This window comes from Gymnodinialimonas sp., from assembly GCF_059726805.1.
This window is the reverse complement of record NZ_AP041059.1, coordinates 2,756,010-2,772,450: the sequence shown is the minus strand read 5'-3', so window position 1 is coordinate 2,772,450 and position 16,441 is coordinate 2,756,010. Positions and strand designations below refer to the sequence as shown.

Sequence of the window (16,441 nt, the reverse complement as noted above, 5' to 3'; positions counted from 1 at the left end):
TGCCGCGATACCGGGGTTCGGGGGCGTGACTTAAGCTCTTAAACCATCACTTTAAGTGTGGCGACTTAGGACTTGATTTAATTGCAGATATTGTATGATTAGGTGCCGGTTTCACAGGCCTTTGCGCGGCACTACGCACGGGACGCTGACCGGGATCGCGGCGGCAGAGATGGCTTTTGGTCAAACCTGGGACACAACCGGCCATTTCGCGGCGGAAGCGGCGCCCGCTCGGGTGCCGCCGCAACCTGTTCGAGATTTCAGCGTTGACGCTCTGATCCGTTGGCAGGAATGGCGCGCGCGGGCGCAGTAGCCCATGGCGCCAGCGCCGCGGTTGAAGGCGTTTCGACCGCGCAAGACTTGCGCAGAGCTTCGCCTACAGGCGCTTTTATCGGGCGTCATTCCCTACTGGATTGAGGGCCGAAGGTTGAGGCGGTGCCTAACGCCTTCGATGTGCGTCACGGCACGCCGAAGTACGCGGCCCGCACCGCGATTGCCAGTTCGGCGCGGGCCGTGGGCACCCATGCGGATCTGCGAATTCTTGCCGCGCCGCTGGCGACCGAAAGGGGCTTGAGCTTCCAGTCACTGGAAGGTGTAAGAAGACTTAACCGCGTTAAGGATTCTGCCATGTCCGCCACTTCTGTCAGCTTGTCCGTCCAAGGCCTCAACTGCGCGTCCTGCGTGGGGCGGGTGGAGCGTGCCTTGGCCGCCGTGCCGGGCGTCGGCGCGGTTGCGGTCAATCTCGCGTCCGAGACGGCGCAGGTGACCTTTGATGCGGCCGATGTAAGCGCGGAGGCCTTGGCAAGTGCCTCGACCGACGCGGGCTATCCGGCGCAGGTGATCGTCGATGCCGCCGCGCCGCTGCCGGACAAGACAGAGGAAGCACACCAGGCATTCAAGGCGATGTGGATTGCGCTCGCGCTTACCCTGCCGGTGTTCGTGTTGGAAATGGGCGCCCATATGGTGCCCGCGATCCACCACGCGATTGCCACGAGCATCGGCCAGCAGGGCTCTTGGTTAACACAGTTTACCTTGACGGCGCTGGTGCTGGTGGGGCCGGGAAACGTGTTCTACCGCCTGGGCGTGCCTGCGCTGCTGAAAGGCGCGCCGGACATGAACAGCCTGGTGGCGCTGGGGACGGGGGCGGCGTTCGGGTACTCCACCGTCGCGACATTCGCGCCGTCGTTGCTGCCCGCCGCTTCGCGCGCCGTCTACTTTGAGGCCGCCGCCGTCATCGTCACGCTCATCCTCTTGGGCCGCGCGTTAGAGGCCCGCGCCAAGGGCCGCACCGGCGCGGCGATCCGGGCGCTTGTGGGCTTGCAGGTGCGAGAGGCGCGGGTGTTGCGCGACGGCGCGACGCAGGACGTCGACATCGATGCGCTGCAGGTCGGAGACATCGTCGTTCTGCGCCCCGGCGAGCGGGTGCCGGTGGATGGAGAGGTGACCCAGGGCACGTCCTTCGTGGATGAGGCGATGATCACGGGCGAGCCTGTTCCTGTTGAGAAATCAGAGGGGGACAAGGTCACCGGCGGCACGGTTAACGGGGCGGGCGCGTTGCAGATCCGCGTCGCTCGCGTGGGCGCGGACACAACGTTGTCGCAGATCATCCGTATGGTGCAGGAGGCCCAGGGTGCGAAGCTGCCGATCCAGGCGCTGGTGGACCGGGTGACGATGTATTTCGTCCCCGCCGTGATGGCCGTGGCGGCGCTGACCGTGGTGATTTGGCTGATTTTCGGCCCCGACCCCGTGGTGACTTATGCGCTGGTTGCGGGGGTCAGCGTTCTGATCATCGCCTGTCCCTGCGCGATGGGTCTGGCGACGCCGACCTCGATCATGGTGGGCACGGGGCGGGCGGCGGAACTGGGTGTTCTGTTCCGAAAAGGCGATGCGTTGCAGGGGCTTAGCTCTGTGGCTGTCGTCGCCTTGGACAAGACCGGCACGGTGACGGAGGGGCGACCCGACGTCGTGGATGTGGTGCTGACCGAAGGCTTCACGCGCGAGGCGGTGCTGGCCCTGGCAGCAGCGGCAGAGGCTTCGTCCGAGCATCCGATTGCCAGCGCCATCGTGCGCGCGGCGAAGGGCGTTTTCAGCGCCAATGAGGTGGAGGTGCTGCCGGGCAAGGGCATTCGGGCGCAGGTGGGCCTGGCGCGCGTGGCCGTCGGCTCGGACAGGTTCCTGGCGGAGGAAGGGATCGATACGGCGCCCTTCGCCGAGGCGGAAGCGCAGCATACGGCGCGCGGGGAGTCGGTGGTGTTTGTCGCCGTCGACGGCGCGCTGGCGGCGATGATTGCGGTCGCGGACCGGGTGAAACCGTCGAGCGCGGCAGCGGTCGCGGCGTTGCGCGCCCAGGGGTTGCGGGTGGCGATGATCACCGGTGACAAAGACGCCTCGGCCAAGGCCATTGCGGCGCAGGTTGGGATCGATGAGGTCGTGGCCGAAGTCTTGCCCGACGGGAAGGTTAACGCCGTTAACGACTTGCGCCGTCACGGCGCGGTGGCCTTTGTCGGCGACGGGATCAACGACGCGCCCGCGCTGGCGCAGGCGGACGTTGGCATCGCGATTGGCACGGGCACGGATGTGGCGATTGAAAACGCCGATGTGGTGCTGATGTCCGGCGATCTGAACGGAGTGGCGACGGCGGTCGAGGCCTCGCGCGCGACGATGACCAACATCCGCCAAAACCTGGGGTGGGCGTTTGCCTACAACACCGCGCTGATCCCCGTGGCAGCGGGGGTGCTGTTTCCGGCGACGGGCCTTTTGTTGTCGCCAGCGTTTGCGGCAGGCGCGATGGCGCTGTCGAGCGTTTCGGTCCTTGGCAATGCGTTGCGTCTGAAGCGGATGGGCACCTGATGAACATCAAGGATGTCGCGAAGGCCGCCGGACTGCCCGCCAAGACCATTCGGTATTACGAGGAAATCGGGTTGATCCATCCCGCGCGCGGTGCCAATGGCTATCGCGATTTCAGTGCTCAGGACCTGCACAAGCTGGCGTTTCTGGGCCGGGCGCGGGCGCTGGGGTTTTCGATTGCCGATTGCCGCGTGCTGTTGGCACTTTATGAGGATGTGGGCCGCTCCAGCGCTGAGGTGAAGGCGGTGGCGCAAACGCATTTGGCCGAGATCGACGCCAAGATCGACGCGCTCACGGACATGCGCGCGACCCTGTCTCATTTGGTGGAGACCTGCACCGGTGACGCCCGGCCGGACTGCCCCATTCTTGCGTCCCTGGCAGAAGGTTAACTGCGTTAACTGCCTAGCGGTAGTTTCGATCGGTGCGCGTGCCTCCCGCCAAGCCGGGGCGTGGGCAATCAGGCTAGAGCCTTGACAGGGACGCACAATGGCTGCAGTCTTTTTGAACAAGATGTTCATTATTGAACTATACGCTGTTCGAACGACCCCTGAGACACGAGCTGTAGGAACACGTCAATGTGCCGATCTCCGCTAAGGCCGATGCTGCGATGACAGAGCCGATGCTCCAGTCATCTGGCGAGATCTCTTACCTCGCGCGCCCCGGGCCGGGGCCTGTGGTGGTGTTCCTTCACGGCATCGGCTCCAACGCGGCCTCGTTCGAGCCTCTGTTCAAAATCCTGCCTGGCGATTGGAACCTGCTGGCGTGGAACGCGCCGGGGTATGGCGGATCAAAACCCCTGGATAAGGATTGGCCGCTCGCCGCCGATTACGCCGTCGTACTTGCGCGGTTTCTTGATCGCCAGACCCATGGCGCGGTGCACCTTGTTGGCCATTCCCTCGGCACGCTGATCGCCGCCGCCTTTGCGCGTCAACACCCGGATCGCTTGCACAGCCTCACCCTGGCCGCTGCTGCCAACGGCTATGGCGTGCCGCGCGACGGGGAGCTGCCGACCGGCGTTGCGGCGCGGTTGGAGGATCTGGCACGACTTGGCCCGACCGAATTTGCCAAGGCCCGCGCGGCCAATCTGGTCCACGACCCGGCGCAGAACCCGAAAATCGTGGCAAGGGTCGAGGCGGCGATGGAGCAGGTGAACCCCGATGGCTACAAACAGGCGGTTCGCATGCTGGCCTCGGGCGATCTGCCCGGCGATTTGGCCCATGTGCCCCATCGGCCCGGCTTCATCATCGGCATGATGGACCGCGTGACACCGATGCCACAGACGCTGAGCGCCGCTCGCGCCTGGGAAGCCGCCCATGGCACGCGCCCGACGATCACTGAAATCGAGCAGGCGGGCCATGCCGTCTACCTGCAACGCCCCGACGCTTTCTGCACCGCCTTAATGGACCACATGGCGACAGCAGCAGCCCGCAGCCCTGAAGGGAGTTTGAGATGACCGAAGACCTCCGCCTGAACCACCTGCGCGGGATCGTGATGCGCGCGCCCGGCATCACGGCGACCACGCCGTTCTACACCGATCAATGGGGGCTGCATGTGGCCGAAGAGGCTGACGGCGTCACCTATCTGCGGGGCACCGGCGATCAGCCGTTCATCTACGGCCTGAAGGACGATGCCACATACGGCATCGAGTACATCCATTTCGGCATGCCGGACCGCGCGGGCGTCGATACGCTCTACCAGCAGCTAGCGGCCAAAGGCGCGGACCTGCGCGGCGCGCCTTGCGAATATGACGGCCCCTTCGGCGGCTACGGGTTCGAGGTGGTCGACCCAGACGCCCGCCGCCTGCGCATCACCGCCGATGTGCCCTTGCGCGCGGCCGATGACACCCACGCCTATCCGCGCAAGATCAGCCACGTAGTGCTGAACTCACCCGACATGGACGGCGTGCAGAAGTGGTACGAGGAGATGCTCGGGTTCCGCACCAGTGACTATTCCGCCGACCAGATGGTGTTCCTGCGCATCGGCAGTGATCACCACGCCATTGCCCTGGTGCGCGCGCAGTACCCCTCCATCAACCATGTCGCGTTCGAGATGCCGGGCATCGACAGTTTCATGCGCGGGATTGGCCGGATGAAGCAGAAAGGCCAGGTGCCAAGCTGGGGGCCGGGGCGGCATGGGCCGGGGAACAACCCGTTCGCCTATTTCGTCTCGCCGTCGGGGTTCGTGATCGAGTTCACGTCCGAGGTGCAGCAGATCGATGAGGAAACCCACGAGCCCAAGGTCTGGTCGCGTACGGACCCCGAGGCGATGGACCAGTGGATGACGGCTGGCCCGCCCACACCCGCGCAGCGCGCGGTCATGGCCGGGCGGCCCGATCCCGGCTTTCCGAAGGCGGGGTGAGGGGATGGATCTGGGCCTGGCAGATCGCGTAGTCGTCGTGACCGGTGGCACCTCTGGCATCGGATTGGCGACGGTGCGCCTGTTGCTGGCGGACGGCGCGCGGGTTGCGTTTTGTGCGCGGGGGGCGGAGCGGTTGGACGCCGTGTTGGCCGAGCAATCCGCCGAGTTTGGCGCGGACCGCGTTCTGGGCGGCGCGTTTTCCGTCCTTGATCCAGACGCTGTTCAGCGCTTCGCGGCAGAGGTGCAAGACGTCTTCGGCGGCTGCGACGCGCTTGTGACCAACGCGGGGCAGGGCCGCGTCTCGACCTATGCCAACACCAGCGACAGTGATTGGCGCGATGAGTTGGAGTTGAAGTTCTTCAGTCAATTGCACCCGATCCGCGCGTTCGAGGCGATGTTGCGCAAAAGCCGGGGCGCCGTCGTTGCCGTCAACTCGCTTCTGGCGCTTCAGCCCGAGCCGCATATGGTCTGCACCTCTGCCGCAAGGGCGGGTGTGCAGAACCTGCTGAAATCGCTGGCCACGGAACTGGCGCCGGATATCCGGGTGAACTCGATCCTTCTGGGTCTGGTGGACAGCGCCCAATGGCAGCGCCGGTTCGAGGCGCGCGAAGACCGCTCGCAAAGCCGCGAAGACTGGTTTGCGGCCCTGGCGAAAACCAAAAAGATCCCGCTCGGGCGCCTTGGCACCCCGGATGAGCCCGCCCGCGCCATCGCCTTCCTGGCCTCCCCCGCTGCCGGCTACATCACCGGGGCCAAGCTTGAAATCTCGGGCGGGGTGTCGCGCTTTGCCTGATTACAGAAAGACCACGCCATGTCCCAAACTGTAGGCCATCAGATCGCGGAAGCCCTCGCCGATGCGGGCGTCACCACGATGTTCGGGGTGATCTCGATCCACAATATGCCGATCCTGGACGCGGTGGCTGAACAGGGGCGCATCCGCTTCATCCCGGCCCGCGGTGAGGCGGGGGCGATGAATATGGCTGACGCTTTCAGCCGCGTGTCCGGGCAGTTGGGCGTAGCGCTGACCTCCACCGGCACAGCGGCGGGCAATGCGGCAGGTGCCCAGGCCGAGGCGCTGACGGCGGGTAGCCGCGTGCTGCATTTGACGACGCAGATCGACCGCCCCTACATGGACCGCGACCGCGCGGCCATCCACGATGTGCCCAAACAGCCCGAGATGTTGCGCGGCGTCTCCAAGGCCGTGTTCCGCATCTGGGATGAGATGGGGGTTCTGGGCACGTTGTCCGCAGCCATCCGCGTTGCGATGACCCCGCCCACAGGGCCTGTCTCCCTAGAGATCCCCGTTGACGTGCAACGCGTGCCTGCCGTGCCGGGCATGGCCCTGACGCCCCCAAAACCCGCCTTGCCGCCGGTTGAAGACGCGGCGCTGGAGGCGCTGGCCGAAAAGGTGAAAGCCGCCAAACGCCCGATGATCTGGCTCGGCGGCGGGGCGCGCGGGCCAGGGGCCGAGGCGCTGGAACTGGTGGAGCGTGGCTTTGGGGCGGTCAGCTCGACCCAAGGTCGCGCGGTCGTGCCGGAAAGCCACAAGGGCACGTTGGGTGCCTTCAACATGACGCCTGAGGCCGAGGCCCTTTACCAAAGCTGTGACCTGATGCTTGTGGTGGGCTCCCGCCTGCGGGGCAACGAGACGCGCAACAACAAGATGCCCCTGCCGCGTCCGCTGTTCCAGATCGATGTGGAGCCGACCCAGGGCGGGCGCAACTATCCGGTGGATGGCTTCATCTGCGGCGACGCGGCGACAAGCCTGCGCGGCCTGCTCGACCGTTTGCCGGAAACGCTCAACACCGATCCGCAACTGCACTACGACATCGCCGTGGCCCGCGCGAAATCCGAGGGCGCGTTGCGCTCGCGCCTCGGGCCGTACCAGGTCGTGGCCGATCATTTGCTAGCCCGCGTGCCCGAGGGTAAGCACCCCTGGGTGCGCGATGTGACGATCTCGAATTCCACTTTCGGCAACCGTTATGTTCAGGTCGCGGCGCCGCATTTGGGTGTCCACGCGCTTGGCGGCGGCATCGGGCAGGGCATTGCCATGGCCATCGGCGCGGCGGCGGGGTCTGAGGCGCGGACCATCGCGCTTGTCGGCGACGGCGGCGCGCAGCTTGGCATTGCCGAGCTGATCACGGCGGTCGACGCGGACCTGCCGATTACCTTCGTGCTGATGAACGACGCGGCCTACGGCGTGATCGAGAACATTCAGGACGCCCAATACGACGGGCGGCGGCACTACTCGAAGCTGAAAACGCCGGACTTCGGGCTGCTCTGCCAATCCATCGACATGCCCCACGTGAAGGTCTCTGAGATAGAGGATTTCCCGGGAGCCCTCGACGCGACCCTGGGCCAGACCGGCCCCGTGGTGGTGGAGGTCGACATGATCGCCATCGGTCCCTTCGCCGAGTCCTTTGCCGGGCCGCCCGCCGGGGCGGCGGGGGGGAAGACATGAGCCTGGGCCATGTGGCGATCATCGGCTTTGGCGCGATTGCCCGCGACCTGATCGATATCCTGCGCGCCGAAGACCCGCCGGAGCTGATCACCGTTCTGGTGCGCCCGGGGCGCGAGGCCGCGGTGCAGGAGGCGTTGGGGGCGACGGGCTCGGTCACGTCAGAGCTTTCGGCCCTCTTGGCGACGCACCCGGACGTGGTGGTCGAATGCGCCGGGCACGACGCGGTGGCGTCTTACGGCGCAACGGTGCTGAGCACTGGAACGGACCTGATCGTGGCCTCCGTCGGCGCGCTGGCAGAGGCCGATCTTGCGGCCAACCTGGCGGCGGCGGCGCGCGCATCAGGCGCGCAATGCCTTGTGCCCTCGGGCGCGATTGGCGGGATCGATGCCCTTGGCGCGGCGCGGCTTTCGGGCCTGAAATCAGTCTATTACACCGGCACCAAGCCCCCCGCTGCCTGGGCGGGGACACCCGCTGAGGAGGTCTGTGATCTCGCGAGCCTGACCACACCCTGCACCTTTTTCGAAGGCTCGGCGCGGGAGGCGGCGCAGCGGTTTCCCAAGAACGCCAATGTCGCCGCCACCCTGGCGTTGGCGGGCCTGGGGATGGATGCCACGAAGGTCCGCCTGGTCGCGGACCCCGGCACGTCCGAGAACACGCACGCTTTTGAGGTCGCCTCGCAAGCTATTGAATTCAGCGTGCAACTCGTCGGCAAGCCGTCGCCGCTGAACCCCAAAACCTCCCGTTCCACCGTTTACAGCATCGCGCGCGCCGTTCTGAACCGACGCGCCGCGATTGCGATCTGAGGGCCCTATGGACCAAACCTTTCGCGATGATCTGATCTTTGTGGGCGGCCAGTGGCAACAGGGGCAGGGCGCGCCGATCACCTCTGTCTTCGCGGCGGAAGGGGTTGAGAACACGACGATCACCGGGGCCTCTTCCGACGATGTGGAAGTGGCCATCGCGCGCGCCCGCGCCGCGCAACCGGCCTGGGACGCCTTGATGGCGCATGAGCGGGCGGCGGTGCTACACCGCATCTCCGAAGGCCTCACCGCCAATATCGAGCGCATCGCCTGGGTGCAAAGCCGCGACACCTCCAAGTCCCTGGCCGAAACGCGGGCCCTGGCGACCTCGGCGGCAGGCACGTTCCGCTATTTCGCCGCCGTCGCCGAGACCTCGGACGAGTTGCTGACCGTGCCGCGTGGCGACTACACCACCGCGTCCATCCACGAACCGCTCGGCCTCGTCGCCGCAATCACCCCGTGGAATTCGCCCATCGCCTCGGACGCCCAGAAGGTCGCGCCAGCGCTGGCAGCAGGCAATGCGGTGCTGTTGAAGCCTGCCAGTTGGTCGCCCTTGGTGGCGCTGGAGCTTGCGCGGATCGCGGAGGAGGCGGGGCTGCCGTCGGGCCTGCTATCGGTGCTGCCCGGGTCAGGGCGGGAAGTCGGTAGTCTCTTGGTCGAACATCCCGACATCGCCAAAGTATCCTTCACCGGCGGCACTGAAACGGGACGCAGGCTGGCCCATTCGGCTGCGGAAAAGCTGATGCCGGTGTCCCTGGAGCTGGGGGGTAAGTCGCCCACCATCGTGTTCGATGATTGCGATGTGGATCTGGCGATTGCGGGGGTGCTCTTTGGCATCTTCTCATCGTCCGGCCAAAGCTGCATCGCGGGCTCGCGCCTGTTCGTGCAGCGCAGCCTCTACGGCAGTTTCGTGGAAAGGCTTGTCACCGCGACAAAGGCGCTGAGCGTGGGCCATCCATTCGACGCGGCCACGCAGGTGTCCTCGTTGGTCCACCCCGATCATCGCGACAGCGTTGCGCGCTATGTGGACATCGCGCGGGCGGAGGGCGGAGAGATCTTGTGCGGCGGCCAAGCGCCCGAGGATGCGGCCCTGAAAGCGGGTGCCTACTACCTGCCCACGATCATCGCGGGCCTGCCCAACACGGCGCAGACCTGCCGGGAAGAGATCTTCGGCCCCGTGCTTGTCGTGATGCCGTTTGAGGATGAGGCCGATGTCATCGCCCAGGGCAATGACAATGACTACGGGCTAGCCTGCGGGATCTGGTCCAACGATCATCGCCGCTGCCAACGCGTTGCCAAGGCCATTCGGGCCGGAACGGTCTGGGTCAACACCTACAAGCAATTCTCCATCTCCACGCCCTTTGGCGGGGACGGCGATAGCGGCATGGGGCGCGAGAAGGGGCGTGCGGGCCTGCGCGCCTATCAGCGGCAAAAGTCGATCTATGAGGAAATGTCGGGCCGCCCGCATCCCTGGGCAAGATGGCCCTAGCTCGGGGTATATCCCAGGGCGCGCGAGGCGTCTTGTGCGGCGGAGGTCACGGCCTCGGTCAGGGCCGGGTCGCGGTGGGTGAACCGCGCCTCGGGGCCAGAGACGTTGATCCCGCCCACGACCTGGCCCGTGTGATCAAAGACCGCCGCCGCGCAGGAGCCGATGCCGGCCTCGAAATTCCCCTGGCTCCAAGCGTAGCCCTCGGCCTTGTCGGCGTGGGCCTGAGCGATGATCGCGTCAATCGTCTGCGGCGTCTTCTCGGTCGCCTGCTCGGGCAGATCGCCGCTGAACACTTGCCGCAATTGCACGTCCGACAGTTCCGCCAGGATCGCGCGGCCAATCGACGAGGCATGGGCCAAGAGTCGCGAGCCGGTGCGCACATTGCTGACCAGATGCGAGTTCGGCGCCTCGCGCCCCAGATAGATGATCTCGCGCCCATCAAGCACACCCAGATGCGCCGACATGCCGGTCTGTGTGCACAGGCCGCGCAGGATCGGCTGGCACAACTGCACGATATCGCGGCCCTGAATGGCCTGCGCACCCAGGCTCACCAGCCCCGCGCCCAGGCGATACCCGCCGCCGTCGGGCAGTTCCTCGATCATCCGGTGATCGACCAGCGTGTGGATCAGCCGGATCAAGGTCGTGCGGTTGATGCCCAGATCGCGCGAGACAATGGACAGGTTCCGCGCCCGCTCCCCCGCGCCGATGTAGTGCAGCAGCTTCAGCGCGCGCACCACCGGCGGGACGGAATAGCTGGTCTGGGAAGGCGTGTCGTCCATGGGGATCGTTCCTGTCGATCAAGGCGGAAGGGATCACTGCAATCCCCGGGCGTGTGGCGGAAAACTATTGACCGGGCAGGTCGTGATAACCTATCTTTGAACAGATAGTTCACAATAGAACACTTGGCAAGTCCAAAGGGAAGAACGTGGCACTTTCAATCGGCATATGTGGGGGCGGAATTGGCGGTCTGTGCGCAGCCATCGCGCTGCACGGTGCCGGTCACAAGGTGCAGGTGTTCGAAAAGGCCCGCGCCATTAACCGGGTTGGGGCCGATATCAACCTGACGCCCAACGCGGTCTTCGCCCTCGACCAGCTTGGGGTGGGGCCGTACCTGCGCGAAAGCGCGGCGCGTCCGACGTTTCGCATCAGCCGAGATGGGATCAGCGGGGAAGAGACCTCTCGTCTGCCGATGAGCACGGCGGCGGAAGAGAAGTACGGCGCCCCGCAGCTGACCATCCACCGCGCGGATCTGCTGGACGCGCTTCGGGCGCAGCTGCCGGAAGGGGCGTTGCGCCTTGGCATGTCAGCGGTCGCGCTGGATCAGGACGGATGCCAAGCCACGCTGACCTTTGCTGACGGCACGAGCGCCGCGTTCGATCTGGTGATCGGTGCCGATGGTATCCATTCGGTGGTGCGCGAGGCGCTTTGGGGCGAGGATCATCCGCGCTACACCGGGATGGTCTCCTACCGCGGCACGTTCCCGAAGGAAAAGGCACCTGATCTGCGCGACGGCGATGCCTTCACCAAATGGTGGGGCGACGTGTCCGAGAAGCAGATCGTGACGTTCCCGCTGACGCAAGGAAAAGAGATCTTCGTTTTCGCCACCTTGCCCCAGGACGATTGGTCCGAGGAGGGCTGGACCCTGCCGGGCGATGTCGACGACCTGCGCCATGCCTATGCCGATTTCCACGCCGATGCCCGCAAACTGCTTGACGCGTTGGACGATGTCACACGCTCGGCGCTGCATGTGCGCGATCCGATGCCGCAATGGGCCAAGGGCCGTGTCACGCTTCTGGGCGATGCGGCGCATCCGATGGTGCCGTTCATGGCCCAGGGCGCCTGCATGGCCATTGAGGATGCCGTGGTGCTCGCCCGCAGCCTCGCCACCGACGACATGACCGCCGCGCTCGCGCGGTACGAGACGGAACGCAAGCCCCGCACTGCGCGGGTCCAGGAAAGCTCGCTTGCCAATGACTGGCTCAAGAAGGCCGGCAACGCGGATTGGGTCTATGGCTACAACGCCTGGACCACGCCGCTTGATGACATCATACCTAACGGGAGTTCCCATGAAACACGTGTTTAGCACCGCCTTGCTTGCGGCGGGCGTTGCCGCCGCCGCCCCTGCCTTTGCCGACCCGGTAGAGATCAACGCCGTCACCCTCGCGCCTCGGCAAGTCTATATCACCCAGCCCTTCGCGCAATTCGTCGAGGAAGTGAACGAGATGTTTGCCGGTGAGATCGAGATCACCTGGCGTGGCGGGCCCGAGGTCATGCCACCCTTCGGTCAGCCTGAGGGCGTGCGCAACGGGGCCATGGGGATGACGTATACAAGCCCCAGCTACTATCAGGGCCTGGTGCCGACGTCCGGCACCATGAACTTCTCGTTCATGAACTACGAGGAGATCGCCGCGACGGATTACCACGAGCGGATGACCGAGCTGCATGCAGAGCAAGACCTTGCGTTCATTGGTGAAATCCCCGCCACGCAGTTGGATTTCCAGATCTACATGGGCGAAGAGGTCACCAGCTTGGCCGATCTTGAAGGCAAGCGTATTCGCGTGTTCCCGGCGCTTCTGCCGCTGGTCCAGGCGCTTGGCGCCGAGCCCATCGTGCTGCCGATGCAAGAGATCTACACGGCGCTGGAGCGCGGCACCATTGACGGCTTCATGCAAGGCCCCCTGGGTCAGGCGGCACAGTTCGAAGGGCTGGTGTCGACCGTGATCCAGCCCGGCGTCTACCGCGCGGGCTTCCCCGTCCTGATGAACATGGATCTGTTCAACGAGATGTCGCCCGATCTGCAAGAGCGCTTCACCACCTTCCTGCGCGAAGACTTCGCCCCGCGGATGGACAACATCTGGGAAGAGGACATCGCGACCGAGCGTGCCGCCCAGGAGGCTGCGGGGTTTGGCTTCCTTGTCCTGCCCGAGGATGAGGCCGCCGCCTATGAGGCCATGGCCATGGACGCAGCCTGGGCCGTGACGGCTGAGAACGCGGGCGAGGAGATCGCGGCTGAGCTGCGCGGGATGCTCGACCGCCAGTAACACGACCCCTCCAACGGCGGAGCCGGGAGCCTCTCGGCTTCGCCCAAAAACCAGCGCGGAAGGCAGCAGGTGGACCGAGCCCTAACCCAGCTAAGACGTGTGTTCAGCGCCCTGAACCTGGCCTGCGCGATCCTGGGCGCGGCGCTGTTGTTCATGATCGCCGTGATCATCTGCTTCGAGGTTATCGTCCGCTCGCTCGGGTACCCCTCGCAGCTTTGGGTGATCGAGGTCAGCGAGTATTCCCTGCTGTTCATCACCTTCCTGGGCGCGCCGTACCTTCTGGAAAAGAACCTCCATGTGGTCCTCGACCTGGTCTACGACACCCTGATGGGTCGGCCCCGCGTGCTTCTGCAGATCATCAACGCCACCATCGGATTTGCGCTTTGCGCGGTGCTGACCGTCGTGGGCATCAGCGTCGTGATCGAGCAATTTGAGCTCGGGGTGCGGCAAGTGACCGTGATGCGCCCGCAAAGCTGGTGGATCACCGCCGCGCTGCCCCTGGGCATGGGGCTGATGGCGGTCCAGTTCCTGGATCGCATCATCCGCTCGCTGCGCGGCGAGGTTGTCTGAGCGATGGAATGGTACGTCACGCTCACCATCATTCTGGTCCCGCTGTTTATCCTGATGATCATGGGCCTGCCGGTCGCGTTCTCGTTCCTGACGGTGAATCTCGTAGGCGCCTACATCCTGATGGGCGGCTTTTCAGGGATCGAGCAATTGGTCCTCAACACCGTGGGCTCGATCACCAGCTTCACTCTGATCCCCATCGCGCTGTTCATGATCATGGGCGAGGCGATGTTCCGATCCGGCATTGCCATCGACCTGATGGACACGCTGGACAAATGGTTCGGCAAACTGCGCGGGCGTCTGGCGCTGATGGCCGTGGGCGGGGGCGTCTTGTTCTCGACCCTGACCGGAAACTCCATGGGCTCCATTGCACTTCTGGGCTCATCCCTGACGCCCGAGATGGAGAAGCGCGGCTACGCCAAATCCATGTCTTTGGGGCCGATCCTCGGCTCTTCGGGCCTCGCGATCATGATCCCGCCGTCCTCGCTGGCAGTGGTGTTGGGCGTGATCGGCGATATCTCCATCGGGCGCATCCTCATCGGCATTATCGTGCCCGGCCTTCTGATGGCGCTGCTCTACGTCATGTACATCCTGGGGCGTTGTCACCTGCAGCCGCATCTGGCGCCGTCCTTTGACGTGCCCACCGTCAGCATGGGCGAGAAGCTGAGCGCCACGGCCCTTAACATCCTGCCCCTTTCGGTCATCGTCTTCTCTGTCGTCGGGGTTATCTTCCTCGGCATCGCCACCCCCAGCGAGGCCGCCGCGACAGGCGCATTCGCCACCCTCGCGCTCGCCGCTGTGCGTCGCCGCCTGACCCCGAAGGTCTTCGGCGAGACCATGTTCTCCAGCGCCAATATCTCGGTCATGGTCCTGTTGATCGTGTCCGGCGCGGTGACGTTCTCGCAGCTTCTGGCCTTCACCGGCGCTACCTACGGGATGGTCGATGCGGTGCTCAGCCTCGATTTCTCGAACGAGGCGATTGTGTTCATGATGATCATGCTGGTGACCTTCATGGGCATGTTCATGGGGCCGCTGCCGATCATGCTGATCACGCTGCCGATTTTCGTGCCCGTGGTGCAGCAGTTCAACATGGACCTGATCTGGTTTGCCGCACTCTTTCTGGTGGCGATCGAGACCGGGGCGACCTCGCCGCCTTTTGGCGCGGCGCTGTTCGTCATGAAGGCCGTGGCACCGCGGGGCACGACGATGGGCGACATCTACCGCGCGGCGATCCCGTTCATCCTGCTCGATCTGCTGGCGATCCTGCTGATTTTCTTCATCCCTGAGCTGGTGACCTATCCGGTGGACCTGATGTTCCGATGAGCTGCCCGAATTTCCTGGTCATCATGACGGATCAGCAGCGGGCCGATCACCTGGGATGCTATGGCAACGCCATCGTGAAAACGCCCCACATCGACGGGCTGGCCGCGAACGGCACGCGGTTTGACAAGTTCTACGTCGCCAATCCCATCTGCCAGCCCAATCGCGCCGCGCTGGCGACCGGGCAGCTGACGTCGGTGAACGGCAGCCGTCAGAACGGCATCCCCCTGGGGCTCGATTGCACCACCTACGCCGACGTTCTGCGGGCGGCAGGCTATCGCACGGGTCTGGTCGGCAAGGCGCACTTCCAGAATGTCTCGCCCGTGCCCGCGAAACCGCCCATGGCGCGCGGGCAGGGCGATAGCCCGCCGGATCCGTTCACCGTGGCGCGCCGGTCACAGCGGCGCGGGCCGGATTACGAACATGAGATCCGCAAAACCTGGATCGATGACCCCGCCCACGAAGTCCCGCGCCCCTACTACGGCTTCGACTATCTGCGCCTGTGTATCGGCCACGGCGACCAGGTGGAGGGACATTATTCGGCCTGGCTGCGGGACCGCCTGGGCGACGCGCCGGACCCCCGGGGCCGCGCGGCGTCGCTTGGCAATGACCCGGACGCGCCGCAGGTCTAGCGCACCGCCGTGCCAGAGGATCTCTACCCAACGGCCTTCGTCGGCGAAGAGGCCTGCGCCTTCCTGCAAGATCCCAGCGAAGACCCGTTCCTGCTCGTCGCCTCCTTTCCAGACCCGCACCACCCTTTCACGCCGCCGGGCCGCTACTTCGACATGTATGACCCGGCGGACATCCCGCTCCCCAAAAGTTTCGCCCACCCGACATCCGCCCGCACCGACCTGCCGCGCCACTTGCAACGCGTCTATGAGATAGGCGCCGAGAAGCCCGACGCGTACTGGCCGTTCCACACCGACGCCGAGGCAACCCGTCGGATGATCGCGCTGAACTATGGCGCGATCACCATGGTCGACGATTGGGTCGGGCGCATCTTGGCCGCATTGGAGGCTTCGGGTAAGGCCGACAACACCATCGTTGTCTTCATGTCGGACCACGGCGATTATATGGGCGATCACGGCACGGTTCTGAAGCATGGGTTGCACAGCCATGGGCTGATCCGGGTGCCGCTGATCTGGGCAGACTCTCGGTGCCCGGCAGCCGTGTCAGCGCGCCAAGGCAGCGCCATTGATTTCGCGCCGACGCTTCTCTCAGCCGCCGGGATCAAATACCCCATCGGCATGCAGGGGCGGGATCTGCTGGATGCGAATACCCCTGAGCTGCCGGTCCTGATCGAGGATTCCGGGCTCGCCTTCGCCAGTGAGGACGGCCAGACCGCCACCCGCACACTGGTCCATGAGGGCTGGCGGATGAGCGTGTTCGAGGGCTCTGACCTGGGCGAGCTGTTTGACCTGGAGGCAGATCCCCATGAGCTGACCAACCTCTGGGCGGATCCCACTGCCGCCGCGAGCAAGGCCGAGATGATGCACCACCTCGCGCTGCGGATGATCGCGCTGCGCGACACCTCGCTTTTGTCCACCCATCAGGCGTGAGG

17 protein-coding genes are annotated in these 16,441 nt (G+C 65.2%); 15 read left to right on the top strand and 2 right to left on the bottom strand.

Going from position 1 to position 16,441, the window contains the following annotated elements; all coding sequences use genetic code 11:
• Window positions 1-121 precede the first annotated feature (121 nt).
• A complete protein-coding gene (locus AC6I9R_RS13460; RefSeq protein ID WP_461426077.1) occupies window positions 122-310 on the top strand; it encodes a hypothetical protein in 189 nt (62 codons plus the stop codon).
• Window positions 311-455: 145 nt separating this feature from the next.
• On the opposite strand, the gene AC6I9R_RS13455 is transcribed toward AC6I9R_RS13460, so the two are convergent.
• A complete protein-coding gene (locus tag AC6I9R_RS13455; RefSeq protein ID WP_497862956.1) occupies window positions 456-626 on the bottom strand; it encodes a hypothetical protein in 171 nt (56 codons plus the stop codon).
• On the opposite strand from AC6I9R_RS13455, the gene AC6I9R_RS13450 reads away from it, so the two are divergent.
• The 8 genes from AC6I9R_RS13450 (at window position 625) to AC6I9R_RS13415 (ending at window position 9,952) form a co-directional block, all read left to right on the top strand.
• Window positions 625-2,847, top strand: a complete 2,223-nt coding sequence (locus tag AC6I9R_RS13450; protein WP_497862955.1) for a heavy metal translocating P-type ATPase — start codon at window positions 625-627, stop codon at window positions 2,845-2,847. The two genes, AC6I9R_RS13455 and AC6I9R_RS13450, sit on opposite strands and share 2 nt — an antisense overlap.
• Complete coding sequence (gene cueR, locus AC6I9R_RS13445) at window positions 2,847-3,233, top strand: Cu(I)-responsive transcriptional regulator (protein ID WP_461426076.1); 387 nt, start codon at window positions 2,847-2,849, stop codon at window positions 3,231-3,233. Before AC6I9R_RS13450 ends, cueR begins: the two co-directional genes overlap by 1 nt.
• A gap of 188 nt (window positions 3,234-3,421) precedes the next feature.
• Window positions 3,422-4,297, top strand: coding sequence for an alpha/beta fold hydrolase (locus AC6I9R_RS13440; protein ID WP_461426075.1), 876 nt, complete (start codon window positions 3,422-3,424; stop codon window positions 4,295-4,297).
• On the top strand, window positions 4,294-5,202 hold the full coding sequence (locus tag AC6I9R_RS13435; RefSeq protein WP_461426074.1) for a VOC family protein: 909 nt from the start codon (window positions 4,294-4,296) through the stop codon (window positions 5,200-5,202). The genes AC6I9R_RS13440 and AC6I9R_RS13435 overlap by 4 nt, the downstream gene beginning before the upstream one ends.
• Window positions 5,203-5,206: 4 nt before the next feature.
• On the top strand, window positions 5,207-5,995 hold the full coding sequence (locus tag AC6I9R_RS13430) for an SDR family oxidoreductase (protein ID WP_461426073.1): 789 nt from the start codon (window positions 5,207-5,209) through the stop codon (window positions 5,993-5,995).
• An 18-nt stretch (window positions 5,996-6,013) separates the two neighbouring features.
• Window positions 6,014-7,663 carry a thiamine pyrophosphate-binding protein gene (locus tag AC6I9R_RS13425; protein WP_461426072.1) on the top strand — a complete coding sequence of 550 codons (1,650 nt, stop codon included), beginning with the start codon at window positions 6,014-6,016 and terminating at the stop codon, window positions 7,661-7,663.
• On the top strand, window positions 7,660-8,466 hold the full coding sequence (locus AC6I9R_RS13420; RefSeq protein WP_461426071.1) for an aspartate dehydrogenase: 807 nt from the start codon (window positions 7,660-7,662) through the stop codon (window positions 8,464-8,466). The genes AC6I9R_RS13425 and AC6I9R_RS13420 overlap by 4 nt, the downstream gene beginning before the upstream one ends.
• Window positions 8,467-8,473: 7 nt before the next feature.
• Window positions 8,474-9,952, top strand: coding sequence for an aldehyde dehydrogenase (locus AC6I9R_RS13415; RefSeq protein WP_461426070.1), 1,479 nt, complete (start codon window positions 8,474-8,476; stop codon window positions 9,950-9,952).
• Here the strand turns inward: AC6I9R_RS13415 and AC6I9R_RS13410 are convergent.
• Window positions 9,949-10,731, bottom strand: a complete 783-nt coding sequence (locus AC6I9R_RS13410; RefSeq protein ID WP_461426069.1) for an IclR family transcriptional regulator — start codon at window positions 10,729-10,731, stop codon at window positions 9,949-9,951. The two genes, AC6I9R_RS13415 and AC6I9R_RS13410, sit on opposite strands and share 4 nt — an antisense overlap.
• 146 nt (window positions 10,732-10,877) lie before the next feature.
• Between AC6I9R_RS13410 and AC6I9R_RS13405 the strand changes: the two genes are divergently transcribed.
• The 6 genes from AC6I9R_RS13405 to AC6I9R_RS13380 all read left to right on the top strand — a co-directional run bounded on the left by AC6I9R_RS13405 (window position 10,878) and on the right by AC6I9R_RS13380 (window position 16,439).
• Window positions 10,878-12,035 (top strand): FAD-dependent monooxygenase, encoded by a 1,158-nt coding sequence (locus AC6I9R_RS13405; RefSeq protein ID WP_461426068.1) that lies wholly within the window; start codon window positions 10,878-10,880, stop codon window positions 12,033-12,035.
• On the top strand, window positions 12,019-12,993 hold the full coding sequence (gene dctP / locus AC6I9R_RS13400; protein ID WP_461426067.1) for a TRAP transporter substrate-binding protein DctP: 975 nt from the start codon (window positions 12,019-12,021) through the stop codon (window positions 12,991-12,993). Before AC6I9R_RS13405 ends, dctP begins: the two co-directional genes overlap by 17 nt.
• Before the next feature lie 69 nt (window positions 12,994-13,062).
• Window positions 13,063-13,563, top strand: coding sequence for a TRAP transporter small permease (locus AC6I9R_RS13395; protein WP_461426066.1), 501 nt, complete (start codon window positions 13,063-13,065; stop codon window positions 13,561-13,563).
• A gap of 3 nt (window positions 13,564-13,566) precedes the next feature.
• The gene (locus AC6I9R_RS13390) at window positions 13,567-14,883 is read left to right on the top strand and encodes a TRAP transporter large permease (RefSeq protein ID WP_461426065.1); all 1,317 of its coding nucleotides are present in this window, start codon (window positions 13,567-13,569) and stop codon (window positions 14,881-14,883) included.
• Window positions 14,880-15,512, top strand: a complete 633-nt coding sequence (locus AC6I9R_RS13385; RefSeq protein ID WP_461426064.1) for a sulfatase-like hydrolase/transferase — start codon at window positions 14,880-14,882, stop codon at window positions 15,510-15,512. Before AC6I9R_RS13390 ends, AC6I9R_RS13385 begins: the two co-directional genes overlap by 4 nt.
• A 9-nt stretch (window positions 15,513-15,521) precedes the next feature.
• Complete coding sequence (locus tag AC6I9R_RS13380; protein WP_461426063.1) at window positions 15,522-16,439, top strand: sulfatase family protein; 918 nt, start codon at window positions 15,522-15,524, stop codon at window positions 16,437-16,439.
• Window positions 16,440-16,441: the final 2 nt, after the last annotated feature.

Coding starts and splice junctions, on each gene's coding strand:
- AC6I9R_RS13430 (WP_461426073.1), top strand. CDS start 5,207: ATGGATCTGGGCCTGGCAGATCGCGTAGTCGTCGTGACCGGTGGCACC.
- AC6I9R_RS13385 (WP_461426064.1), top strand. CDS start 14,880: ATGAGCTGCCCGAATTTCCTGGTCATCATGACGGATCAGCAGCGGGCC.
- AC6I9R_RS13390 (WP_461426065.1), top strand. CDS start 13,567: ATGGAATGGTACGTCACGCTCACCATCATTCTGGTCCCGCTGTTTATC.
- AC6I9R_RS13420 (WP_461426071.1), top strand. CDS start 7,660: ATGAGCCTGGGCCATGTGGCGATCATCGGCTTTGGCGCGATTGCCCGC.
- AC6I9R_RS13435 (WP_461426074.1), top strand. CDS start 4,294: ATGACCGAAGACCTCCGCCTGAACCACCTGCGCGGGATCGTGATGCGC.
- AC6I9R_RS13455 (WP_497862956.1), bottom strand. CDS start 626: ATGGCAGAATCCTTAACGCGGTTAAGTCTTCTTACACCTTCCAGTGAC.
- dctP (WP_461426067.1), top strand. CDS start 12,019: ATGAAACACGTGTTTAGCACCGCCTTGCTTGCGGCGGGCGTTGCCGCC.
- AC6I9R_RS13425 (WP_461426072.1), top strand. CDS start 6,014: ATGTCCCAAACTGTAGGCCATCAGATCGCGGAAGCCCTCGCCGATGCG.
- AC6I9R_RS13410 (WP_461426069.1), bottom strand. CDS start 10,731: ATGGACGACACGCCTTCCCAGACCAGCTATTCCGTCCCGCCGGTGGTG.
- AC6I9R_RS13450 (WP_497862955.1), top strand. CDS start 625: ATGTCCGCCACTTCTGTCAGCTTGTCCGTCCAAGGCCTCAACTGCGCG.
- cueR (WP_461426076.1), top strand. CDS start 2,847: ATGAACATCAAGGATGTCGCGAAGGCCGCCGGACTGCCCGCCAAGACC.
- AC6I9R_RS13415 (WP_461426070.1), top strand. CDS start 8,474: ATGGACCAAACCTTTCGCGATGATCTGATCTTTGTGGGCGGCCAGTGG.